This window comes from Geomonas agri, assembly GCF_020179605.1.
Lineage (GTDB): Bacteria > Desulfobacterota > Desulfuromonadia > Geobacterales > Geobacteraceae > Geomonas > Geomonas agri.
Genome location: NZ_JAINZO010000002.1, coordinates 1,514,905 through 1,530,178 on the forward strand (window position 1 = coordinate 1,514,905; position 15,274 = coordinate 1,530,178).

20 protein-coding genes are annotated in these 15,274 nt (G+C 62.5%); 1 reads left to right on the plus strand and 19 read right to left on the minus strand.

The window, feature by feature from the left end; all coding sequences use genetic code 11:
- Window positions 1-59: 59 nt before the first annotated feature.
- From plsY to K7R21_RS17970, 4 genes are all read right to left on the minus strand, one after another.
- The gene (gene plsY / locus K7R21_RS17955) at window positions 60-644 is read right to left on the minus strand and encodes a glycerol-3-phosphate 1-O-acyltransferase PlsY (protein ID WP_224984659.1); all 585 of its coding nucleotides are present in this window, start codon (window positions 642-644) and stop codon (window positions 60-62) included.
- Window positions 645-789: 145 nt separating this feature from the next.
- Window positions 790-1,218 (minus strand): MauE/DoxX family redox-associated membrane protein, encoded by a 429-nt coding sequence (locus K7R21_RS17960; protein WP_224984660.1) that lies wholly within the window; start codon window positions 1,216-1,218, stop codon window positions 790-792.
- Window positions 1,215-1,733, minus strand: coding sequence for a rhodanese-like domain-containing protein (locus tag K7R21_RS17965; RefSeq protein ID WP_224984661.1), 519 nt, complete (start codon window positions 1,731-1,733; stop codon window positions 1,215-1,217). Before K7R21_RS17965 ends, K7R21_RS17960 begins: the two co-directional genes overlap by 4 nt.
- 130 nt (window positions 1,734-1,863) lie before the next feature.
- Window positions 1,864-2,298, minus strand: coding sequence for a UPF0158 family protein (locus K7R21_RS17970; RefSeq protein WP_224984662.1), 435 nt, complete (start codon window positions 2,296-2,298; stop codon window positions 1,864-1,866).
- 103 nt (window positions 2,299-2,401) lie between these two features.
- On the opposite strand from K7R21_RS17970, the gene K7R21_RS17975 reads away from it, so the two are divergent.
- Window positions 2,402-3,115: a UDP-2,3-diacylglucosamine diphosphatase gene (locus tag K7R21_RS17975; protein WP_224984663.1), complete on the plus strand. Its 714-nt coding sequence runs from the start codon at window positions 2,402-2,404 to the stop codon at window positions 3,113-3,115.
- Here K7R21_RS17975 and K7R21_RS17980 read toward each other — a convergent pair.
- The 15 genes from K7R21_RS17980 to K7R21_RS18050 form a co-directional block, all read right to left on the minus strand.
- Entirely contained in the window at window positions 3,112-3,348 is a 237-nt protein-coding gene (locus tag K7R21_RS17980) for a CxxCxxCC domain-containing protein (RefSeq protein WP_224984664.1), read from the minus strand. The genes K7R21_RS17975 and K7R21_RS17980 overlap by 4 nt on opposite strands.
- A gap of 22 nt (window positions 3,349-3,370) precedes the next feature.
- Window positions 3,371-4,708: a penicillin-binding transpeptidase domain-containing protein gene (locus K7R21_RS17985; RefSeq protein ID WP_224984665.1), complete on the minus strand. Its 1,338-nt coding sequence runs from the start codon at window positions 4,706-4,708 to the stop codon at window positions 3,371-3,373.
- 33 nt (window positions 4,709-4,741) lie between these two features.
- Window positions 4,742-6,085 (minus strand): YhjD/YihY/BrkB family envelope integrity protein, encoded by a 1,344-nt coding sequence (locus K7R21_RS17990; RefSeq protein WP_224984666.1) that lies wholly within the window; start codon window positions 6,083-6,085, stop codon window positions 4,742-4,744.
- A 150-nt stretch (window positions 6,086-6,235) separates the two neighbouring features.
- The gene (locus K7R21_RS17995) at window positions 6,236-6,547 is read right to left on the minus strand and encodes a YtxH domain-containing protein (RefSeq protein WP_183345484.1); all 312 of its coding nucleotides are present in this window, start codon (window positions 6,545-6,547) and stop codon (window positions 6,236-6,238) included.
- A gap of 4 nt (window positions 6,548-6,551) precedes the next feature.
- Window positions 6,552-6,947 carry a DUF948 domain-containing protein gene (locus K7R21_RS18000; protein ID WP_224984667.1) on the minus strand — a complete coding sequence of 132 codons (396 nt, stop codon included), beginning with the start codon at window positions 6,945-6,947 and terminating at the stop codon, window positions 6,552-6,554.
- A 108-nt stretch (window positions 6,948-7,055) separates the two neighbouring features.
- Window positions 7,056-7,949 carry a cytochrome C gene (locus K7R21_RS18005; RefSeq protein ID WP_224984668.1) on the minus strand — a complete coding sequence of 298 codons (894 nt, stop codon included), beginning with the start codon at window positions 7,947-7,949 and terminating at the stop codon, window positions 7,056-7,058.
- 308 nt (window positions 7,950-8,257) lie between these two features.
- Window positions 8,258-9,076: an ABC transporter substrate-binding protein gene (locus tag K7R21_RS18010; RefSeq protein WP_224984669.1), complete on the minus strand. Its 819-nt coding sequence runs from the start codon at window positions 9,074-9,076 to the stop codon at window positions 8,258-8,260.
- A gap of 212 nt (window positions 9,077-9,288) precedes the next feature.
- A complete protein-coding gene (locus K7R21_RS18015; protein WP_224984670.1) occupies window positions 9,289-10,023 on the minus strand; it encodes an amino acid ABC transporter ATP-binding protein in 735 nt (244 codons plus the stop codon).
- A gap of 118 nt (window positions 10,024-10,141) precedes the next feature.
- A complete protein-coding gene (gene gspN, locus K7R21_RS18020) occupies window positions 10,142-10,978 on the minus strand; it encodes a type II secretion system protein GspN (RefSeq protein ID WP_224984671.1) in 837 nt (278 codons plus the stop codon).
- Window positions 10,979-11,521, minus strand: a complete 543-nt coding sequence (locus K7R21_RS18025) for a dehydroquinate synthase/iron-containing alcohol dehydrogenase family protein (protein WP_224984672.1) — start codon at window positions 11,519-11,521, stop codon at window positions 10,979-10,981. It abuts the gene before it with no gap.
- Window positions 11,518-12,807 (minus strand): type II secretion system protein GspL, encoded by a 1,290-nt coding sequence (gene gspL / locus K7R21_RS18030; RefSeq protein ID WP_224984673.1) that lies wholly within the window; start codon window positions 12,805-12,807, stop codon window positions 11,518-11,520. Before gspL ends, K7R21_RS18025 begins: the two co-directional genes overlap by 4 nt.
- Window positions 12,807-13,748, minus strand: a complete 942-nt coding sequence (gspK, locus tag K7R21_RS18035; protein ID WP_224984674.1) for a type II secretion system minor pseudopilin GspK — start codon at window positions 13,746-13,748, stop codon at window positions 12,807-12,809. The genes gspL and gspK overlap by 1 nt, the downstream gene beginning before the upstream one ends.
- The gene (locus tag K7R21_RS18040) at window positions 13,745-14,410 is read right to left on the minus strand and encodes a type II secretion system protein GspJ (protein WP_224984675.1); all 666 of its coding nucleotides are present in this window, start codon (window positions 14,408-14,410) and stop codon (window positions 13,745-13,747) included. Before K7R21_RS18040 ends, gspK begins: the two co-directional genes overlap by 4 nt.
- Complete coding sequence (locus K7R21_RS18045; protein WP_224984676.1) at window positions 14,385-14,723, minus strand: type IV pilus modification PilV family protein; 339 nt, start codon at window positions 14,721-14,723, stop codon at window positions 14,385-14,387. The genes K7R21_RS18040 and K7R21_RS18045 overlap by 26 nt, the downstream gene beginning before the upstream one ends.
- Window positions 14,720-15,247, minus strand: coding sequence for a prepilin-type N-terminal cleavage/methylation domain-containing protein (locus tag K7R21_RS18050; protein ID WP_224984677.1), 528 nt, complete (start codon window positions 15,245-15,247; stop codon window positions 14,720-14,722). The genes K7R21_RS18045 and K7R21_RS18050 overlap by 4 nt, the downstream gene beginning before the upstream one ends.
- Window positions 15,248-15,274 lie beyond the last annotated feature (27 nt).

Below are 15,274 nucleotides of genomic sequence, written 5' to 3' on the forward strand. Positions count from 1 at the left end.
AATAAAGGGCGGCTTCCCTGAGAGGAACCGCCCTTTTTTTATTCCTGCTTGCCCGGTGTTCAGGCCTTGAACTTGTTTTCGGTGCCGGCCCGGAGTCTGGCGATGTTCTCGTGGTGCTTGAGGATCACGATCGCTGCAATCACCACCGCCATGATCATGGTTTCGCGAGGGGTGCAGGTGGCCCAGGCAAGTACGGGGATGCAGGCGGCGGCGCTGATGGAGGCCAGGGAGACGTAGCGCCACTTGTAGAGGACGGCGGCGAAAACGAGGATGCCGAACAGCACGGCCAGCGGCGCGGTACCCAGCAGCACGCCTAGCGCGGTGGCAACCCCTTTGCCGCCTTTGAAGCCGAGAAAGACGGTATAGACGTGGCCAAGGAAAGCGGCCAGGCCGATAGCAGCCACCCACATGGGGAGCAGCCCCATGGCCTGCGCGATCAGGACCGGGATCAGCCCCTTGAGGCAGTCCCCGATCAGGGTCATGACGCCGAGCTTCTTGCCGGCGGTGCGGTAGACGTTGGTGGCGCCGATGTTGCCGCTGCCACATTCCCTGATATTGATGCCCATACTCCGGGCCAGGAGCAGGCCGGTCGGTACCGAGCCGAGCAGGTACGCCCCGATTACGAGCAGAATTTCGGTGTTCAAAACATTCTCCCAGTGCTTAATGAAACAACGCGGCATCCTACAGTAATTCTGTCAAAACTGCAAGCTGCCGGGGGGCGTGGCGCTGGGGGGAGGGCAGGGGAAGGGCGGGGAAGAGCAGAGGCAGACCGCACCGGTCCCGGGGCTGCTACCGGATGCGCAGCCGCTCGTAGCGCAGCACTGCCGCGGTCATGGCGAGGAAAAAGGCGTCGCGCACGAGCGCAACCCAGGGGGCGGTCTTGGGGCCATCCTGGCGGAAACAGCCGCAATCGATGTCGAGTCCCCGGATCATGGCGGCGGCGAGTGCGGCCATGAAGACGACATTGAGCGCGCCGATGATCAAGGCGCCGCTTCTGACCCGCACTCCCAGGATGAGCAGCACCCCGCAGGTAAGCTCCAGAAAGGGAAGTACAGCGGCGGTGAGGTAGCTCCAGAAGTAGGGGAGAATCCGGTAGGCCGCAACGCTGCCGGCGAAGGCCACCGGGTCGGCGATCTTCGGGAGGGCGGCATAGATGAAGATGGCGCCGAGGGCGATGCGGAGCGCCAGGGAGATCATCGACGAAGACACACCTTTCATTGCTTTCCTCCCGAGGTTGGATAGCCGCCGTCGCGCCACTCGGGGAGCCCTCCCTCGAAGACATAGACCGAGCCGTAGCCGGCCTTGATCAGGAGCTTGCCCAACTCCATGCTGTCGTGGCAGGAAAAACCGTTGCAGTAGGCGATGATGACGGAGTCCTTAGCGACCCCTTTCAACTGTGGCGTCGCCTGGCGGCTCGCTTCCTCAAGCGGCAGGGAACGCGCTCCAGCGATGTGCTCCTTGGCGAAGCTCGTGGCGCTCCTGGCGTCCACCAACACCGCCTGCCCCGAGTCGTGCAGTTCCTTCACCTGCGCCAAGGCGATCGGCATGGGAAGCGCCTCCGCCTGCTGGGCCCCCTGAGCCACCTGCTGGGAAACCGGCGCCGCCTGTCCTGCGGGGGCGCCGCGCCAGGCATCGGCAAGGAGAGTCCTGTTCCAGGCGATGCCGAGCAGCGCCGAGATGAATACGATGACCGCCATCTCCAGGAAGGTTGTGAGCCAGCTTTTGTGTGTCATGTGGGAGCCCGGGTGCGAGGGAGGTGCGGCCGGCGCTGCCTGCGGCGGCACTTCCGGTTGTAATGATCAACACCAGTGAGATGTTACGCAAAAGCGGCGCCCGGGTCAATGGGCGCCGCTTCGGGGGATACTAGAACCGTTCGGGGGGGTAGATGTCGTGCTCCTCCAGCCAGTGGGCGGCGCGGTCGGTGAGGAAGGCTTCGCGGATCGCGTGAAAACGCTCCTGCTCCTCGGGGTAGAAGGCGAGGATCTCGTGCAGCCTGCCGTGGGACTGTTTGCCGCTGAAGGCCCGCGTCAGCATATCCTTGAGCCCTTCGTTGGTGAGCCGCTGGATGAAGGCGTGCACCAGTTGGCGCTCCTGCCCGTAGTCGAAGGGGGGGATCTCGAGGAAGCGCTCCTCCTGGGAGGCCACCTCCTCCCAAAAATTCTCGTCCTCGTACTCGGCGGGGACGGAGAATACCTCGCCGGTCTCGCGGTCCAAAAAGTAAACTAAATCCGGATCGCCGTTCTCGAAGGCCTCCATCAGGTCCTCCCAGACGATCTCCAGGTTGCGCAGTGCGTGCATCGATACCTCTTAGCAACAGGTTAAGGTCAAGGTTGAGGTCGAGTGGAGATGCACCCGTGCCTGTTTCCTTTACCAAGTCCGTATTTTTGTATATATTGCGCGAATGCGCAAGATTTTCATCGCCGACGCCCACCTGAGGAACCCGCAGGACCGGAACTACCGGGCCCTGGTCCGTTTTCTGGACACGCTTCCCGCCGACACCGACACCCTCTACCTTCTGGGGGACATCTTCGAGTTCTGGATTGGCAACCCGCGGCCCGTGTACGGTCACTACGGCGAGATCGTGGACTGTCTGAAGCGGGTGAGGGCGCGCGGGGTGCGCATCGTCTACTTCGAGGGGAACCACGACTTCCACCTGGGGGGCTTCTTCAGAAACGAGCTGCAGGCCGAGGTTTACGCCGGCGGCGCCGAACTGGAGATTGACGGCAAGAAGGTCTGCCTGTGCCACGGTGACCAGGTCAACCGCGCCGATCACCGCTACCGGGCCTGGCGCTTCCTGCTGCGCAGTCCCCTGGTCAAGGCGCTGGTACCGGTGTTCCCGCGCCGGCTGGCCGACCGGATCGCGGTCAGGTTGTCGCTGCGCTCCAGCCGCCAGCACGTCTCGCGCAAGAGCCGCTGGGATTACCGGAGCATCCTGTCACGCTTCGCTCGAGAGCGCTTCGTGGCCGGGTGCGACCTGATCGTCACCGGACACTTCCATCTCCCGATGGAAGTACGGGAAGGGGAGCGGGTCTTCATTGCCCTCGGCGACTGGATCACCGACTACTCCTACGCCCAGTGGACCGAACAGGGGATCACCCTGGAGCGCTTCGACTAGTCGGGGCGCAACCCGAACAGCCCGAGGTAGTTATCCACCCGTTCCGGTAACGTCGGTGCCGCGATGCGCGCGCAGATCTCGTCCGGACGGTAGCCGCGGCACACGGCCGGGCGCTCTTCGTAGATCAGGCAGCGCTGCTCACCGGAGAGGTGGCGGCACGGCTCTCCCACCTTCTTTCCCAAGGCGCTGATGTCCGGCGCGACGCAGCACGTCCCGCATCCTGAACAATCCATTTTCACCTGCCCGGAAAAACGGTTACCTGAAAAAGGCCTCTAACGCCTGTTCGCCCACCGAGGTCGCCTTGATGCGCCACTTGTTCTCGTTGATGACCAGCGCTGCCAGGGCGATCTGCGGATCCTCCATCGGCGCGTAGGCCGCGAACCAGCTGTAGTGCCCGGCGGGGTCGGAGCCATCGATGGAGCCGGTCTTGGCCGCGATGCGTACCGAGGCGAGCATCCGTCTCCCGCGGCGATCGTGGAAGGCGCGCCGCGAGGTGCCGCTCTCCACTGTGGTGGCGAGCATGTGCGCCAGGTTGCTGGCGGTCTGCGGTGTCATCACCGTGCGCAGCACCTGGGGCTTCAGGGAGAACACCACGTTCCCCTTGGCGTCCCTGATCTCGCTGGCAAGCGACGGGGCCATCATCACCCCGCCGTTGGCCACCGTGGCCATGATGGCGGCGGCGTGGAAGGGAGAGATTTTCACCTCGCGGTTCAAGCCGGCGCCCATGCGCATCAGCTCGTCGACGGTACCCGGGACGGGGGCCGTGCTGGCAAGGATCGGCGAACCGGGGACGATGGGCTGGTTGAAGCCGTACCTCCCCGCGTATAACAGCAGCGGATCGCGCCCGACCACCTCGCCGGCGAGCCGGCCGTACACCGGGTTGACCGATTTGCCCATGGCAAGCGACAGCGGCATCTGCTGGTTGCCGCGGCCGGGGCGCACGCGCCAGTACTTCGGGCTCTCCGAGGTGAGCTTGCCGTTAAAAGCGAACATGGTGTCCGGCCCCACCTTTTTCTCTTCCAGTGCCGCCGTGGCGGTGACTATCTTGAACAGCGACGCCATGGGGTAGAGGTGGTAGTTGGCGCCCTTTTCCCAGCCCGGCTGGGAGGCGGAATGCGAGACGGCGGCGAGGATACGACCGGTCTTGGGCTCGAGGGCGACGAAGAGGCCGTAGGGGACCTTGTAGTCGGTGAAGAGTTTCTCGATCTTCCTCTGCACCTCTTCATCGATACCGTAGGTCACCTGGCCGCCCTGCGGCAGGGGGGCGGTTAACTTGCCGCCCTGCACCTTGGCGTTCGAGTAGGCGTCGGCGGCGAGCTTGAAGGCGCTGCCCTGGTCCAGTTTGGAGAGGGAGACGGCGGCCTGTACTTCGGTTGCCGGCGCCGTTTTGGCGCGGGGAGACCCCAGGAGGGAGATCAGTGGGTAGGAGGCAAGTAAGAGCGCGATGGCGGGCAGGATGACCCTGAGCCGCTTCTTCTGGGGCTTGGTCTCCTCGATCTGCCGAAGGAATACGTTGCGCCCGTCATCGGCCTTTGCCTTGCGGAGTCGTCTGCTGCGTTTTTTTACTTTGTCGATGTCTTTTAAATCTTGCATATCCCGCTTCTGGCCGTCTGTTTAATCGGGCCACTATATGTCAACTGTGTCCCCTTTGTCAACGCCGGGGGGGCGCATTTCGGGGAAGGCAAGATCCTTCAGGGTGACCCCTCCCAGGGCGACCGTGACCGCCTGTTCCGACTGGGCCAAAAGCCCCTCGGCCAGCTCCTCACCGGAGATGGCGGCTGAGGCGCCGCGCCTTCTCAGCGAGAGCAGCACGTCCGCGATCGAAACCTGGTCCAGGTCGCGTGCCGGGTAGTAATTGCCGCGCCCCTCGCCGGCCATGACGACGAAGCCTTGGTCGCGCAAATGTTCCAGCGTGTTGCGCACGATGCGCAGGGGGACGCCGAGTTTTGCCGCCAGGTGGTTTTCGCCCCACGCGGGCTCGCCGCGATAGAAGGCGTCCGCTATGTGCCGCAGTGCTGCCAGCGCCACCAGTTCCTGCAGTTCGTGGCTGATGTCCCGGCCCCGGATGTCGCGCCGGAAGGTGCCCCGGCTCTGGTGTGCCGCGACTACCTCCATGCCGAACAGTACGATGATCCAGCTCACGTAGATCCAGACCATCAGGATGGGGAGCGCCGCCAGCGTGCCGTAGATGGCGTTGTAGTTGCCGGCACCTACCTGGAAGTGGATATAGCCCCACTGGGCGAACTGCCAGAGCGTGCCGGAGAGGACCGCGCCGATCAGCGCCGAGTCAAAGCGCACGCGCGTGTTGGGCATGAAAACGTAGAGCAGGAAGATGGCGATCCAGACCACGAGGTAGGGGGTGAGTCCCAGGGTGAACAGGAACAGGTCCCCCAGGTAGGTCCACTCCATGATCCAGGTGGTGAGCCATTTACTGGAGAGGGTGGTGGTGATACTAGTTGCGGCCAAAAGGAGCAGCGGCGCGCTGACCAGCACGCTCAGGTAGTCGCTGAACTTGCGGTAGAAGGTGCGTGTCTCCGGTACGCCCCAGATCACGTTGAAGGCGTCCTCGATGCTGCCGAGCATGCTGATGGCGGTGAACAAGAGCGCCGCAAGGCCGATGGCGCCCACCGAACTCATGTTGGTGTTGCCGATGTAGGAGATGACCCGGTCCACAACCTCCTCGTTCCCGGCGGTAACCTGCTTCAGGATCAGGGGCACCAGCCGGTTTTGCGCGCCCAGCCCCTTGAGCACCGAGAAGGCGAGGGCGAGTAGCGGCACCAGGGACAACAGCGTGGTGAAGGAGAGGGCCGTGGCGCGCAACAGGGCGTTGTTGGCCATGAAGTTGGAGAAGGCGAAGCTGGCGAACTGCAAAAGACTGAGCCCCTTCCCCTTCCAACCGCCGACGGCCGCCGGGTCGTACTGCCAGATGAGGCCGGCGGAGAATTTCTTGCTGCCGTTACTGTCGTTCATGCTGTAGCACCGCTGCTGCTGGCGGCACGTCCCCTGCCGGGACTGCGCCGGAAAAAGATCAGTTGGGAGCCTCCTCCAGTTGCGGGTGGGGGAGGATGAACAAAAAAGCCCACCTGGTGGTGGGCTTTTCGGAAGTGGGGGACATGGCGCTTAGACCTGGGTTTTCTTCTCCCGTTCCCGCTCCATCGCCTCCTTGCCGGCCTCTATGGCCGAGGAGATGATGTTCTTCTTCTCCAGCACCAGGTCCTTGCCATCCTCGTAGCTGGACCTGATCTTGTCCTGCGCCTCGCTGGCGTATTCCTTGATCTTGTCCACCGCGTCGTCGGCGAGATCCTTGATCTTGCCGCGCAGCTCTTCACCGGTGTTCGGCGCGAGCAGCAGGGCTGCCCCTATCCCGACGGCAGCACCGGCCAGGAAGGAAAGCAGCATGGTACCGGTCCCGATATCTTTATCTTTTGACATGGCGTCACCCCCTAATTTTGGATTTGATTATTCTATCAGCAATATACTTGCCCGCAACCTTGGCCCCCGTAATCCAGACCGGAGCGTTGGCCACAATCTCAGTGGCGATGCCTAATACCTTGTTGATCATGCGAATGTTGTGTCCGGCGTGACCGAGCTCGCTCAAAAGCATGTTCACGCCGTCGGCATTGGCGGCCGCGGCGCCGGTTACTACCTGCACGTCGGACACCGTGTCACGCAGTTCCTTGACCAGGGGCGTCACTTCCTTTTGCAGCAGGTCGGCAGCGCCTTGCAGGGCCAGTGCCGCCTTCTTTAGTTCAGTGAGGACCGGGATAAGACACAGCGCCAGTATCACGAGAGAAAGCGCCGTCACTGCCGAGGTTATCTGTAGAAAAAGCATGCGATCCTCCTGGTGCTACCCGAACTGGTTTGGCAAAGAGTTGAAAACAGGGAGGGGTAAAAAGGTCGGGGAGGCCGCACAGGGCCTCCCCGATTCGCTGCAGGAGTGTTACTTCTTTACCGGCTTGGCGGCCGGTTTGGCCGGAGCGGCCGGTTTGGCCGGAGCAGCCGGCTTGGCCGGGGCTGCTGCCGGGGCCGGAGCGGCTGCGTCACCCCAACGGTTCAGGTCGTGGGCGATGCTGTGGCACTCGCCGCATTTCGGGAACTTCGCCATAATGGCGGCAGGGTGCGGCTTGACGTGGCACTGGGTGCACTGCGGCACCATCTTGTGCTTGGCCTGGTGGCAGTAGACGCAGGCAAGCTTGCTGTGTTTAGCGGTGCTGGAGGTCAGCAGCTTGAACGCCTTGCTGTGGCAGGCGGCGCACATCTTCGACGGGGTGTCGGACTTGTAGGTCACGTCAGCCGGCTTGTGGGCCTGGTGGCAGACCTTGCAATCTTTGGCGGTCATGTCGTTGGCGTGCGGCTTATGGCACTGGGTGCAGTCCGGAATGCGGCCGTGGACGTTGTGGCAGAAGGAGCAGTTGAGGGCGGTGTGCTTGCTCTTGAAGGCGCGCAGCTGCTCGATCTGGCCGGTGTGGCAGGTCAGGCACGGATCGGTGACGTTGTTGCCGAACTTGATGACCTTCGGAGTATGGGGGTTGGAGTGGCAGCCGAGGCAGCCCTGGAGCTTGTAGTGCGGCTTGCCTTCGTGGCACTGGCTGCACTGCGGGATCGGCTTCTTAACCTTGGGCGGGTGCCCGACGTGACAGTCCTGGCAGGTCACCTCGGTCTTGTGCTTGCCGCCGGCCGCTGCGATGTCCTTGGGCGGCTGCTCATGGCACTTCACGCAGTCCGCGCTGGTCAGCACCGCCGTAGGTTGTGCAGGACCGGCAGCGGCAGCGGTTCCCACGAATGCGAACAGCGCCAGGGCCGATACAAGGTTGAAAAGTTTTGCTACTCTCATTGCCCCCTCCTTGGTATTAAAACAGAGTTAATTTTAAGCATGGATTTATATAACGTCTTGAGGTGAATTGTCAAGGGTTTAGGCACTAAAACAGCCCTCTTGATCAAGCATCGGCGCTGCACTAACTACAGTCCAACCTGATCGATTACGGCGCAGGTACTATCGGGGGAAGCGGCGACAAAGAGAGAGGTGTGGATAAAGAAGCAGTGTAGCGAGTTTTTTATATTGGTTGTTGAACTGGGGTGGTGATATTGCTGCAGCGTCTGAGACGTGCGGCCTCCCCGGGAAGGGGAGGCCGCAGGGGGAGGCTACTTGTCAGCGGTGATCTTAAAGGTGCGCCTGAGCGGGGTTGCGGTCTTGGGGCCGAACCACTTCTCGAAGATCTTCTTGGCTTCGCCGTTTTTCTCCATCTCGAGCAGGGTCTTGTTCACGAAGGCGACGAAGTTCTTGTCGTCCTTCCTCATCCCCAGGCCGTAGGGCTCCTCGGAGATCTGCAGGTTGGGGATCTCGAACTTGTTCTTGTTGGGAGCCTTGCCCAGGATGCCGGCGAGAATGGACTCGTCGGTGGTGACAGCCGCCACCTTACCCTGCTGCAGCGCGAGGAACGCCTGCGGGTAGTCGTCGAAGGAGAGGACGGTGGCAGTGGGGATCGCCTTGGCCACGTTCTGCTCCGAGGTGGAGCCTTTGGCGGTGCCGATCTTCTTCCCTTCCAAGTCCTTGAGACTCTTCACGGCGCCCTTCTTGGTGATGAACTTCTGGCCGGTCAGGAAGTAGGTGTGGCTGAAGTCGATCTGCTTGGCGCGCTCCGGGTTCTTGGTCATGGTGGCGGCGATGATGTCGATGTTGCCTTCCATGAGCTGCGGCATGCGGGAGGCCGAGGTGACCGGTTTGAGTTCCAGTTTCACGCCCAGTTTCTTCGCAATGTACTTGCAGAAGTCGATGTCGTAGCCCACGATCTCGCGGGTCTTCTCGTCGACGTAGCCAAACGGCGGCAGCGAATCCTTCACGCCGGCCACGAGGACCCCTTTCTTCTTGACCTCGGCCAGGGTGTCCCCGGCCGCAAGGGCGGCGTGAGCCATGATGCCTACCAGGGCGACAGCAGCAAACAGCGTCCACAGTTTCTTCATCAGTGTTCCTCCTTTTGAATGAATAAAACCCGTTCAACGTTCAAGGTTCAACGTTCGACGGAGCGAAAGCGTACGGGATTATACCAGAGTGACTTGTATCTGCATCCTTTCAGGCAAAAAAAGCAGGCAACACAAGTAAGCCTAACAGAGAACATGGATCTTCAGGTTGAGCTTGACCTCGAGCCATGAAGGTGGAACGGCCATTCTTGCCACTAGTGCATAGGAGAGAGCAGCTGTTTCAGGAACTGCTGCGCCCGTTCATGTTGCGGATTCTTGAAAAACTGCTCAGGAGCGGCCTGCTCCAGTATGGTCCCCTGGTCCATGAAGACCACGCGGTGGGAAACCTCGCGTGCGAACCCCATCTCATGAGTGACCACGACCATGGTCATCCCGCTTAGGGCGAGCTTCTGCATAACGTCGAGCACCTCGCCGATCATCTCGGGATCGAGGGCGGAGGTGGGCTCGTCGAAGAGCATGATGCGCGGCTTCATGGCCAGGGCGCGCGCGATGGCGACGCGCTGCTGCTGACCGCCGGAAAGCTGGGCCGGGTAGGCATCCCGCTTCTCGGCGAGACCGACCCGCTCCAAGAGCGCCATGGCCTGATCCTGGGCCTCTGCCTTGGGGGTCTTGCGGATCTTGATGGGGGCCAGGGTGATGTTGGCGAGCACGGAGAGGTGAGGGTAGAGGTTGAACTGCTGGAACACGAAGCCAACCTCGGCGCGCAGCTTGTTGATGTCGAGCTTCTTGTCGCTCAAGTCCTTGCCGTCGACGATCAGGGTGCCTTTGTCGATGGGCTCGAGCTGGTTGACGGTGCGGATCAGGGTGGACTTGCCGCTGCCGGAAGGACCGCAGACTACCATGACCTCGCCCGGCTTGACGTGAAGGTTGATGTTGTTCAGCACGTGCAGCTGCTTGAACCACTTGTGGACGTCTCGGAATTCGATCATGGCTTGCTCCCGCTCGGTTAAGACCTGCGCGACCGCGCTCTCATTACTCTCATCTTAAGTAACGAAGGGGACAAATGCAACCCAATTTTCGATTTCTTCAAACCACGTTTTGAGAAAGTTACATCGACGGGTGGGCCAGGGTGCCGGAGATGGGAATCTTGAAGGCCCCGGGGGACGTCTGGTACTTGGTGAGTAGTAAAAACACGAACTTCTGTCGCTCCAGGAAGGAGGGCTTGGGCATCATCTCCATGGTCAGGTGGAGGGGAGATGCCCCGACGGGATTGCCGAGCACGGTGTCGCCGGAGAGGCGCACGTAGATGCCGTCGCCATTTAAGGTAAAGCTTTTTAAAACGGCGCGGCCCTTCTCGACCTTCAGTGCACCGCGCACCTCGCGGTAGGCCGCGTCGGGAAGCGGCATGGAGCCGATCTTCACCCCGGCAACCTCGGCAGCGCTCACCTCTAGCTGCAGATCGCCGCTGCCACCGGTTTTGTTCGCTTCCATCTTGCCGGCCAGCTTCAGTTCGCCCCGGACCTTGGCCTCTGCGACGGTGGTGAAGAAGGGGATGTCCTCGAGCCGCACGCCGCGGCACTGCATGCTCCACCCTTTGCGTTTGCCAAGATCGATTTCTCCCTGCGCCTCCCCGGCACCGATGCCGGCGCGGTAGGCGACACGCACCTTGCCGGTGAGAAGTGGCAGGAGTTCCAGGCGCACTTTCACCCGACTGAGTTTCAAAAGCGCGCCCTTGTCGGAGCCAAGCTCGACCTGCTCCGCCTTGATACCAAGGGGGAAGCTCTTGCCGAAGCCGGTGCAATCAAGGGTGTAGCCTGCGTTCTCCGCCGCCCGGACGAGAACGCCTTTGATGGCGTGGTTCGGCGTAAAGAGCAGCGTCAGCAGCAGGAACAACATGAGCGCGGCGGGAACGCCGCAGGCAAAGTAAAGGGTGCGTCTGTTCATCTATTTCCCCGCCGGCGCCGGCTTGATCAGGGCGATGGTGAGAGTCACGTCGAGCTTGGAGGGGTCGTCGAACCTCTGCTTGATCAGGGCCTTCTTCACTGTCACCGGTCGCGCCCCTTTCTCCAGGCGGTAGATGAGGTTCACCGCCTCGTTGGCGGAAAGCCCCTCCATGCGCAGTTCGGCCGCATCCTCGACGTAGCCGGGGATGTCGTCCCCCTTGACCGACTTGATCTGGCTGGAGCGCCCCTTGATGCCGATCTCTTCCACGATTTTTGCCGGGGAGTCGTCGGGCTTGGTGGCCATGAGCCTGTTGGCGAGGCGCTGGGCGCTCTGGTTGGCCTCCTGGTAACGGAGCTTCAAGCGCATCATCTCGGCGATGTCGGCCTCGCGCGCGGTCCGCTTCTTTTCGAGGGCGGAGATCCTGCTGTTCACGGCGGAAAGGAGCACCACTATGGCCAGCACGATGGCGATGGCGATGCCGATACGCTGCCGGGTGCGCTGGTCCAGCCCCTGCAGGAGGGTGATCATCTCTGCGCGGTTCATCGGGTCACCCCCTTCATCTTGCCGCTCAGGGTGAAGGTCACGCTGCCGTCGGGGCGCGACTTGGTCTCACCCACTTCGGTCCCCTCCAGGATGGTGGCGGCACGGCTCTTCAGGTCCCCAACGGCCTGGACGCTCTTCGCGTCCCCCTTCAGGCGCACGTCCGAGCCGGTTACTTCGGTTTCGTAGATGCCGAAGACGTCGTCCCCCTTGACCATGGCCACGTCGTTCAGGAGCTTCAGCACGTTGCTCGATGTTTTGGCCCCTTCCAGGCGCTTGATCTCGGAGCGGAGTTCTGCCACCTCGTCGACCGCCTTTTTGCGGGTCGGGAACACTTCCTTGTAGATACCGGTGATGGTGCGGTCCAGCGAGGCGAGGTCGCGTTTCACCAGGTAGTAGCGCACGCTGCTCTCGGCAAAGATGAGTAGCACCAGGGCGGCGGCCAGCATCATGCTTACCTTGAGGCGCTGGTACAGCTTTTCCGTGGCCGCCGTGTAGGCGAGTGGGCCGCGGCGCAGGTTGACCGCGCTGTTGTCCGCCACGGCCGCCGCCAGCGCGTAGGCGCCGGCCAGGTCGTGCGCCGCGCGCGGGTCTTCGCCGAAAGCCTCGAAGAGCCCGCTGGTGGAGGGAGGGACGGTATCGTGCTGCTGCTGGCCCGGGTTGTGCGAGATGACCCGTTCCACGCGCAGGCTGCGCGACAGCTCCAGTGCGGCAACGGTGCGCTGCAGGTCGGCGTCGGTTGCGTTGGGCGGCAGGGCGCGGAAGTAGATGGGGGTGCCGTCGCTGTAGGCCGCCAGCGCCTCGCCGTCGCTCACCGCGACGGTACCGGCTGCGGGTGCCAGCTTGTCCCAGTGGAACAGGGACGCCGTCACCACTTCCGGTTCGAGCCCCGCTTCCTTAAGGAGGTCGATCTTCTCGGAGAGTTCCTGGACCCGGCCCCAAACCGCCAGCACCTTGCCGCCGGCCAGAGGTACGGCGTCGAAGGCCAACTGGTCGGTGTCGAGGGCGGTCTCGCCTTTCAACTCCAGCGGCAGCAGTTCGCGGACCTTGGCGCGGTCACTGATGGGGAGCTCCAGTTCCCTCATGAACAGCGTGGAGGGGGGCAGGGCGAGCACCACCCGGTGTTCTCCCGCGGCGAGCGAGCTCCCTCCCAGGATGCGGGAGAGTTCCCCCTCCTCACCCAAAAGCGGGTGCCGCTCGGCGGAGAGGAAGGCCGCTCCACCTTTCTTGGCCCTGAAACTGGCCAGGACCAGCTCGGTCCTTTTCAGTTGTACGATCAGCATGTCCATCAATATTCTCTCCAGTAAAGCAGTACCGGGGTTGCGGAGCCCCCCATGTTGCGTACCACGGCCTCGGCTACGGCGACGCTCTCACCCACCCGTCCCTCGGCGCGAATACGGTACACCGAGCCGATGAAGGTGATCTTGTCGGCGAAGGCGGCGGAGACGCTGTCGATCCCGGGGATCGAGTTGAAATCTGCCATTCCCTTGATGGGACGGGTTTTGCGGAAATCGATGATGCGTTGCACCAGGTCGTCGGTCAGCTTGTTGTCCAGCGAGGCCAGCAGCTCCTTGCTCGCGGTGTTGACGTTGATCAGGGACGTCGGCTCAAGGTCGCTGGCCCCGTAGACCGTGACGTGCGGCCGCAGCTTGCCGATTACCTCCGGGGTGAAACCCTTCAGGAGCGCCAGTTCCTCGACCGTGTCCAGCTTGGCGTTCTTGCTGGAGTACGGAGTCTTCAGGCTGTGGTAATAGCTCGATTCGGCGCCCCCGGGCAGCGGCGAGTCGTTCTTGTCGACCCAGTCCATGAGCGCGTCGGTGAGGTCGATGGGCAGCTTGAGCTTGGCGAGTAGCCGCTGCGCAAGGTCCGTGTTGGCGTTGGCTGTGCCGTTGTCCGAGGCGGCGGTGTTGAGGTTCAGCTTGCCGCTTTCCTCCTCGATGGTGATGCTGACCGTGCCGTTTTCCGCGTCGAAGGAGTGCGGTTGCGCCCATGGCTCCAGGAGAGAGCTGTATGCCGCACCACCGGTCCTTAGCATGCTGGAAACCTGCAACAACTTGATCCCCCCGGCGATGCCGGACTCGGCCAGCACCCCCGCCTGCTGCGAGGCGACGAAGTTGTGGCTGTGCGAGGTGTCGACGTAGACCTCGTTGACGAACTCGGCCAGGAGCGCCACGAGCAGCGTGGTCACGATGAGGGCTATGACCAGGGCGAATCCCTTTTCCCCCCTCATTGGTTCAGCCTCTGCACTGCGGCGATGGTGCTGAATACCTCGCCACCTTTCACGGTCACGGTAACCCGGACCTGCTTCGGCACGCTGCCGTTGAGCGCGGTATCCCAGCTCTTCACCCACTTGTTGCCGTCCCAGCATTCCACGAGGAACCCTTCCACGTTGTCGATGACCGTGTAGGGGACGGACTTGACGCTGGTATCGAAGTACAGGTCGCGGGCCTCGCGCACCAGGGTGAGCTGCTCCTTGCCGTTCTTCTCCAGTTCCTTGACCGCGTAGCGCACCACCATGACATCCGAAGCTGGCGCCGGGTCGATGCGGGGGGGCGTGAGGGCGGTGAACTGCAAGAGGGAAGCGGGTTTCCCGAAGCTGTCCCGGTCCTCGACCACGAAATGGAACCGCTGCGCCGTTGTCGTCGCGGCACCGGTGCTCGGTGCGGCGGACTTGTAAAATGTCGATGCCAGCTCGTTGTGCAATTTGCCCAGCGTCGTGGAGAGCTCGCGGCGCTCCTCCATCCGGACTCCACCCTTTTCGCGTGCCGCCACCACCGAGAAGTAGGTGCCGTAAAGGGCGCCAGCGAGGATCACCAAAAGCGCCAGGGCGATCAGGAGCTCTATGAGTGTGAAGCCCTCGTTATTACTAGTTTTGCGGTGCGTATTGCACAAGCGAGAGCCTCTTGCTGTCGTTGTTCCAGGTCACGGTGAGGCGGATCTTGTTCAGTCCCGGGATCTCGGTCTGGGTGATCTCGCGCGCCCACTTGTGGTCGGGATGATCGGGGGCGAAATCCCCCTTGGTGTCAGTTTTCTTTGCGAATTCCGGGTCGTCGAGCTTGGCCCTGGCCAAAAGGACCGCCCTGGTCTCCTCGGTGTCGTCGGAGATCGTGGCCAGGTGGTGGTTGACCGAGGAGATCACGGTCAGAAGCACCCCGGCAGTTATGGCGAGGGCTATCATCACCTCGAGCAGCGTAAAGCCTCTCACGAGGTCACCTCCTGGTAGCCTTCCTGCACCGTCACCTTGCCGCCGGAGGGGTTGGCGGTCACCGTATAGTGATTGTCCTTGCCTTTCAGGTGGATGGTCACCCCGTCCGCCACACCGCCCGGTCCGAAGGGGATGACTACCTCTCCCTCAGTCACTACGCCGAAATTCGGCAGGTTCACGTCCTCGATGTCGATCCCGTCCTCGATCAGGCGCCTCCCCATGAACTGGTCCCCAGGCTGCAGCTCCTCGCCCGATGGGGAAACCTCGGTGATGCGGGTGGTGTTCTCGCCCAGTTGCAGGTGCAGGCGGTAGACCTTCTTCGTTATGATGGCCTGGTCGTTGAGGAACCTGAGTCCGCTGGCCAGGTTGCGCGCCGAGCTCTTGAGTCGGGCGCTCTCGGGCTCGGGGAGCCGGGGCAGCACGATGCCGGCTGCCAAGGCAATGATGAAGATCACCACCATCAGTTCCAGCAGGGTGAAGCCGGCTGTGCCGCTCAGTTTTTTGCCTGGCCCCTTACCGCCCAAAGTTGGTCACTCCGTCAACTCCCTCTT

Excerpts from the sequence above, each read along its gene's own strand:
- gspN (WP_224984671.1), bottom strand. The coding sequence starts at position 10,978 with ATGAACAGACGCACCCTTTACTTTGCCTGCGGCGTTCCCGCCGCGCTC.
- K7R21_RS18015 (WP_224984670.1), bottom strand. The coding sequence starts at position 10,023 with ATGATCGAATTCCGAGACGTCCACAAGTGGTTCAAGCAGCTGCACGTG.
- K7R21_RS18005 (WP_224984668.1), bottom strand. The coding sequence starts at position 7,949 with ATGAGAGTAGCAAAACTTTTCAACCTTGTATCGGCCCTGGCGCTGTTC.
- K7R21_RS17985 (WP_224984665.1), bottom strand. The coding sequence starts at position 4,708 with ATGCAAGATTTAAAAGACATCGACAAAGTAAAAAAACGCAGCAGACGA.
- K7R21_RS18025 (WP_224984672.1), bottom strand. The coding sequence starts at position 11,521 with ATGAACCGCGCAGAGATGATCACCCTCCTGCAGGGGCTGGACCAGCGC.
- K7R21_RS17965 (WP_224984661.1), bottom strand. The coding sequence starts at position 1,733 with ATGACACACAAAAGCTGGCTCACAACCTTCCTGGAGATGGCGGTCATC.
- gspL (WP_224984673.1), bottom strand. The coding sequence starts at position 12,807 with ATGGACATGCTGATCGTACAACTGAAAAGGACCGAGCTGGTCCTGGCC.
- K7R21_RS17980 (WP_224984664.1), bottom strand. The coding sequence starts at position 3,348 with ATGGATTGTTCAGGATGCGGGACGTGCTGCGTCGCGCCGGACATCAGC.
- K7R21_RS18000 (WP_224984667.1), bottom strand. The coding sequence starts at position 6,947 with ATGCTTTTTCTACAGATAACCTCGGCAGTGACGGCGCTTTCTCTCGTG.
- K7R21_RS17970 (WP_224984662.1), bottom strand. The coding sequence starts at position 2,298 with ATGCACGCACTGCGCAACCTGGAGATCGTCTGGGAGGACCTGATGGAG.
- K7R21_RS17960 (WP_224984660.1), bottom strand. The coding sequence starts at position 1,218 with ATGAAAGGTGTGTCTTCGTCGATGATCTCCCTGGCGCTCCGCATCGCC.
- K7R21_RS17990 (WP_224984666.1), bottom strand. The coding sequence starts at position 6,085 with ATGAACGACAGTAACGGCAGCAAGAAATTCTCCGCCGGCCTCATCTGG.
- K7R21_RS17975 (WP_224984663.1), top strand. The coding sequence starts at position 2,402 with ATGCGCAAGATTTTCATCGCCGACGCCCACCTGAGGAACCCGCAGGAC.
- K7R21_RS17995 (WP_183345484.1), bottom strand. The coding sequence starts at position 6,547 with ATGTCAAAAGATAAAGATATCGGGACCGGTACCATGCTGCTTTCCTTC.
- K7R21_RS18010 (WP_224984669.1), bottom strand. The coding sequence starts at position 9,076 with ATGAAGAAACTGTGGACGCTGTTTGCTGCTGTCGCCCTGGTAGGCATC.
- gspK (WP_224984674.1), bottom strand. The coding sequence starts at position 13,748 with ATGAGGGGGGAAAAGGGATTCGCCCTGGTCATAGCCCTCATCGTGACC.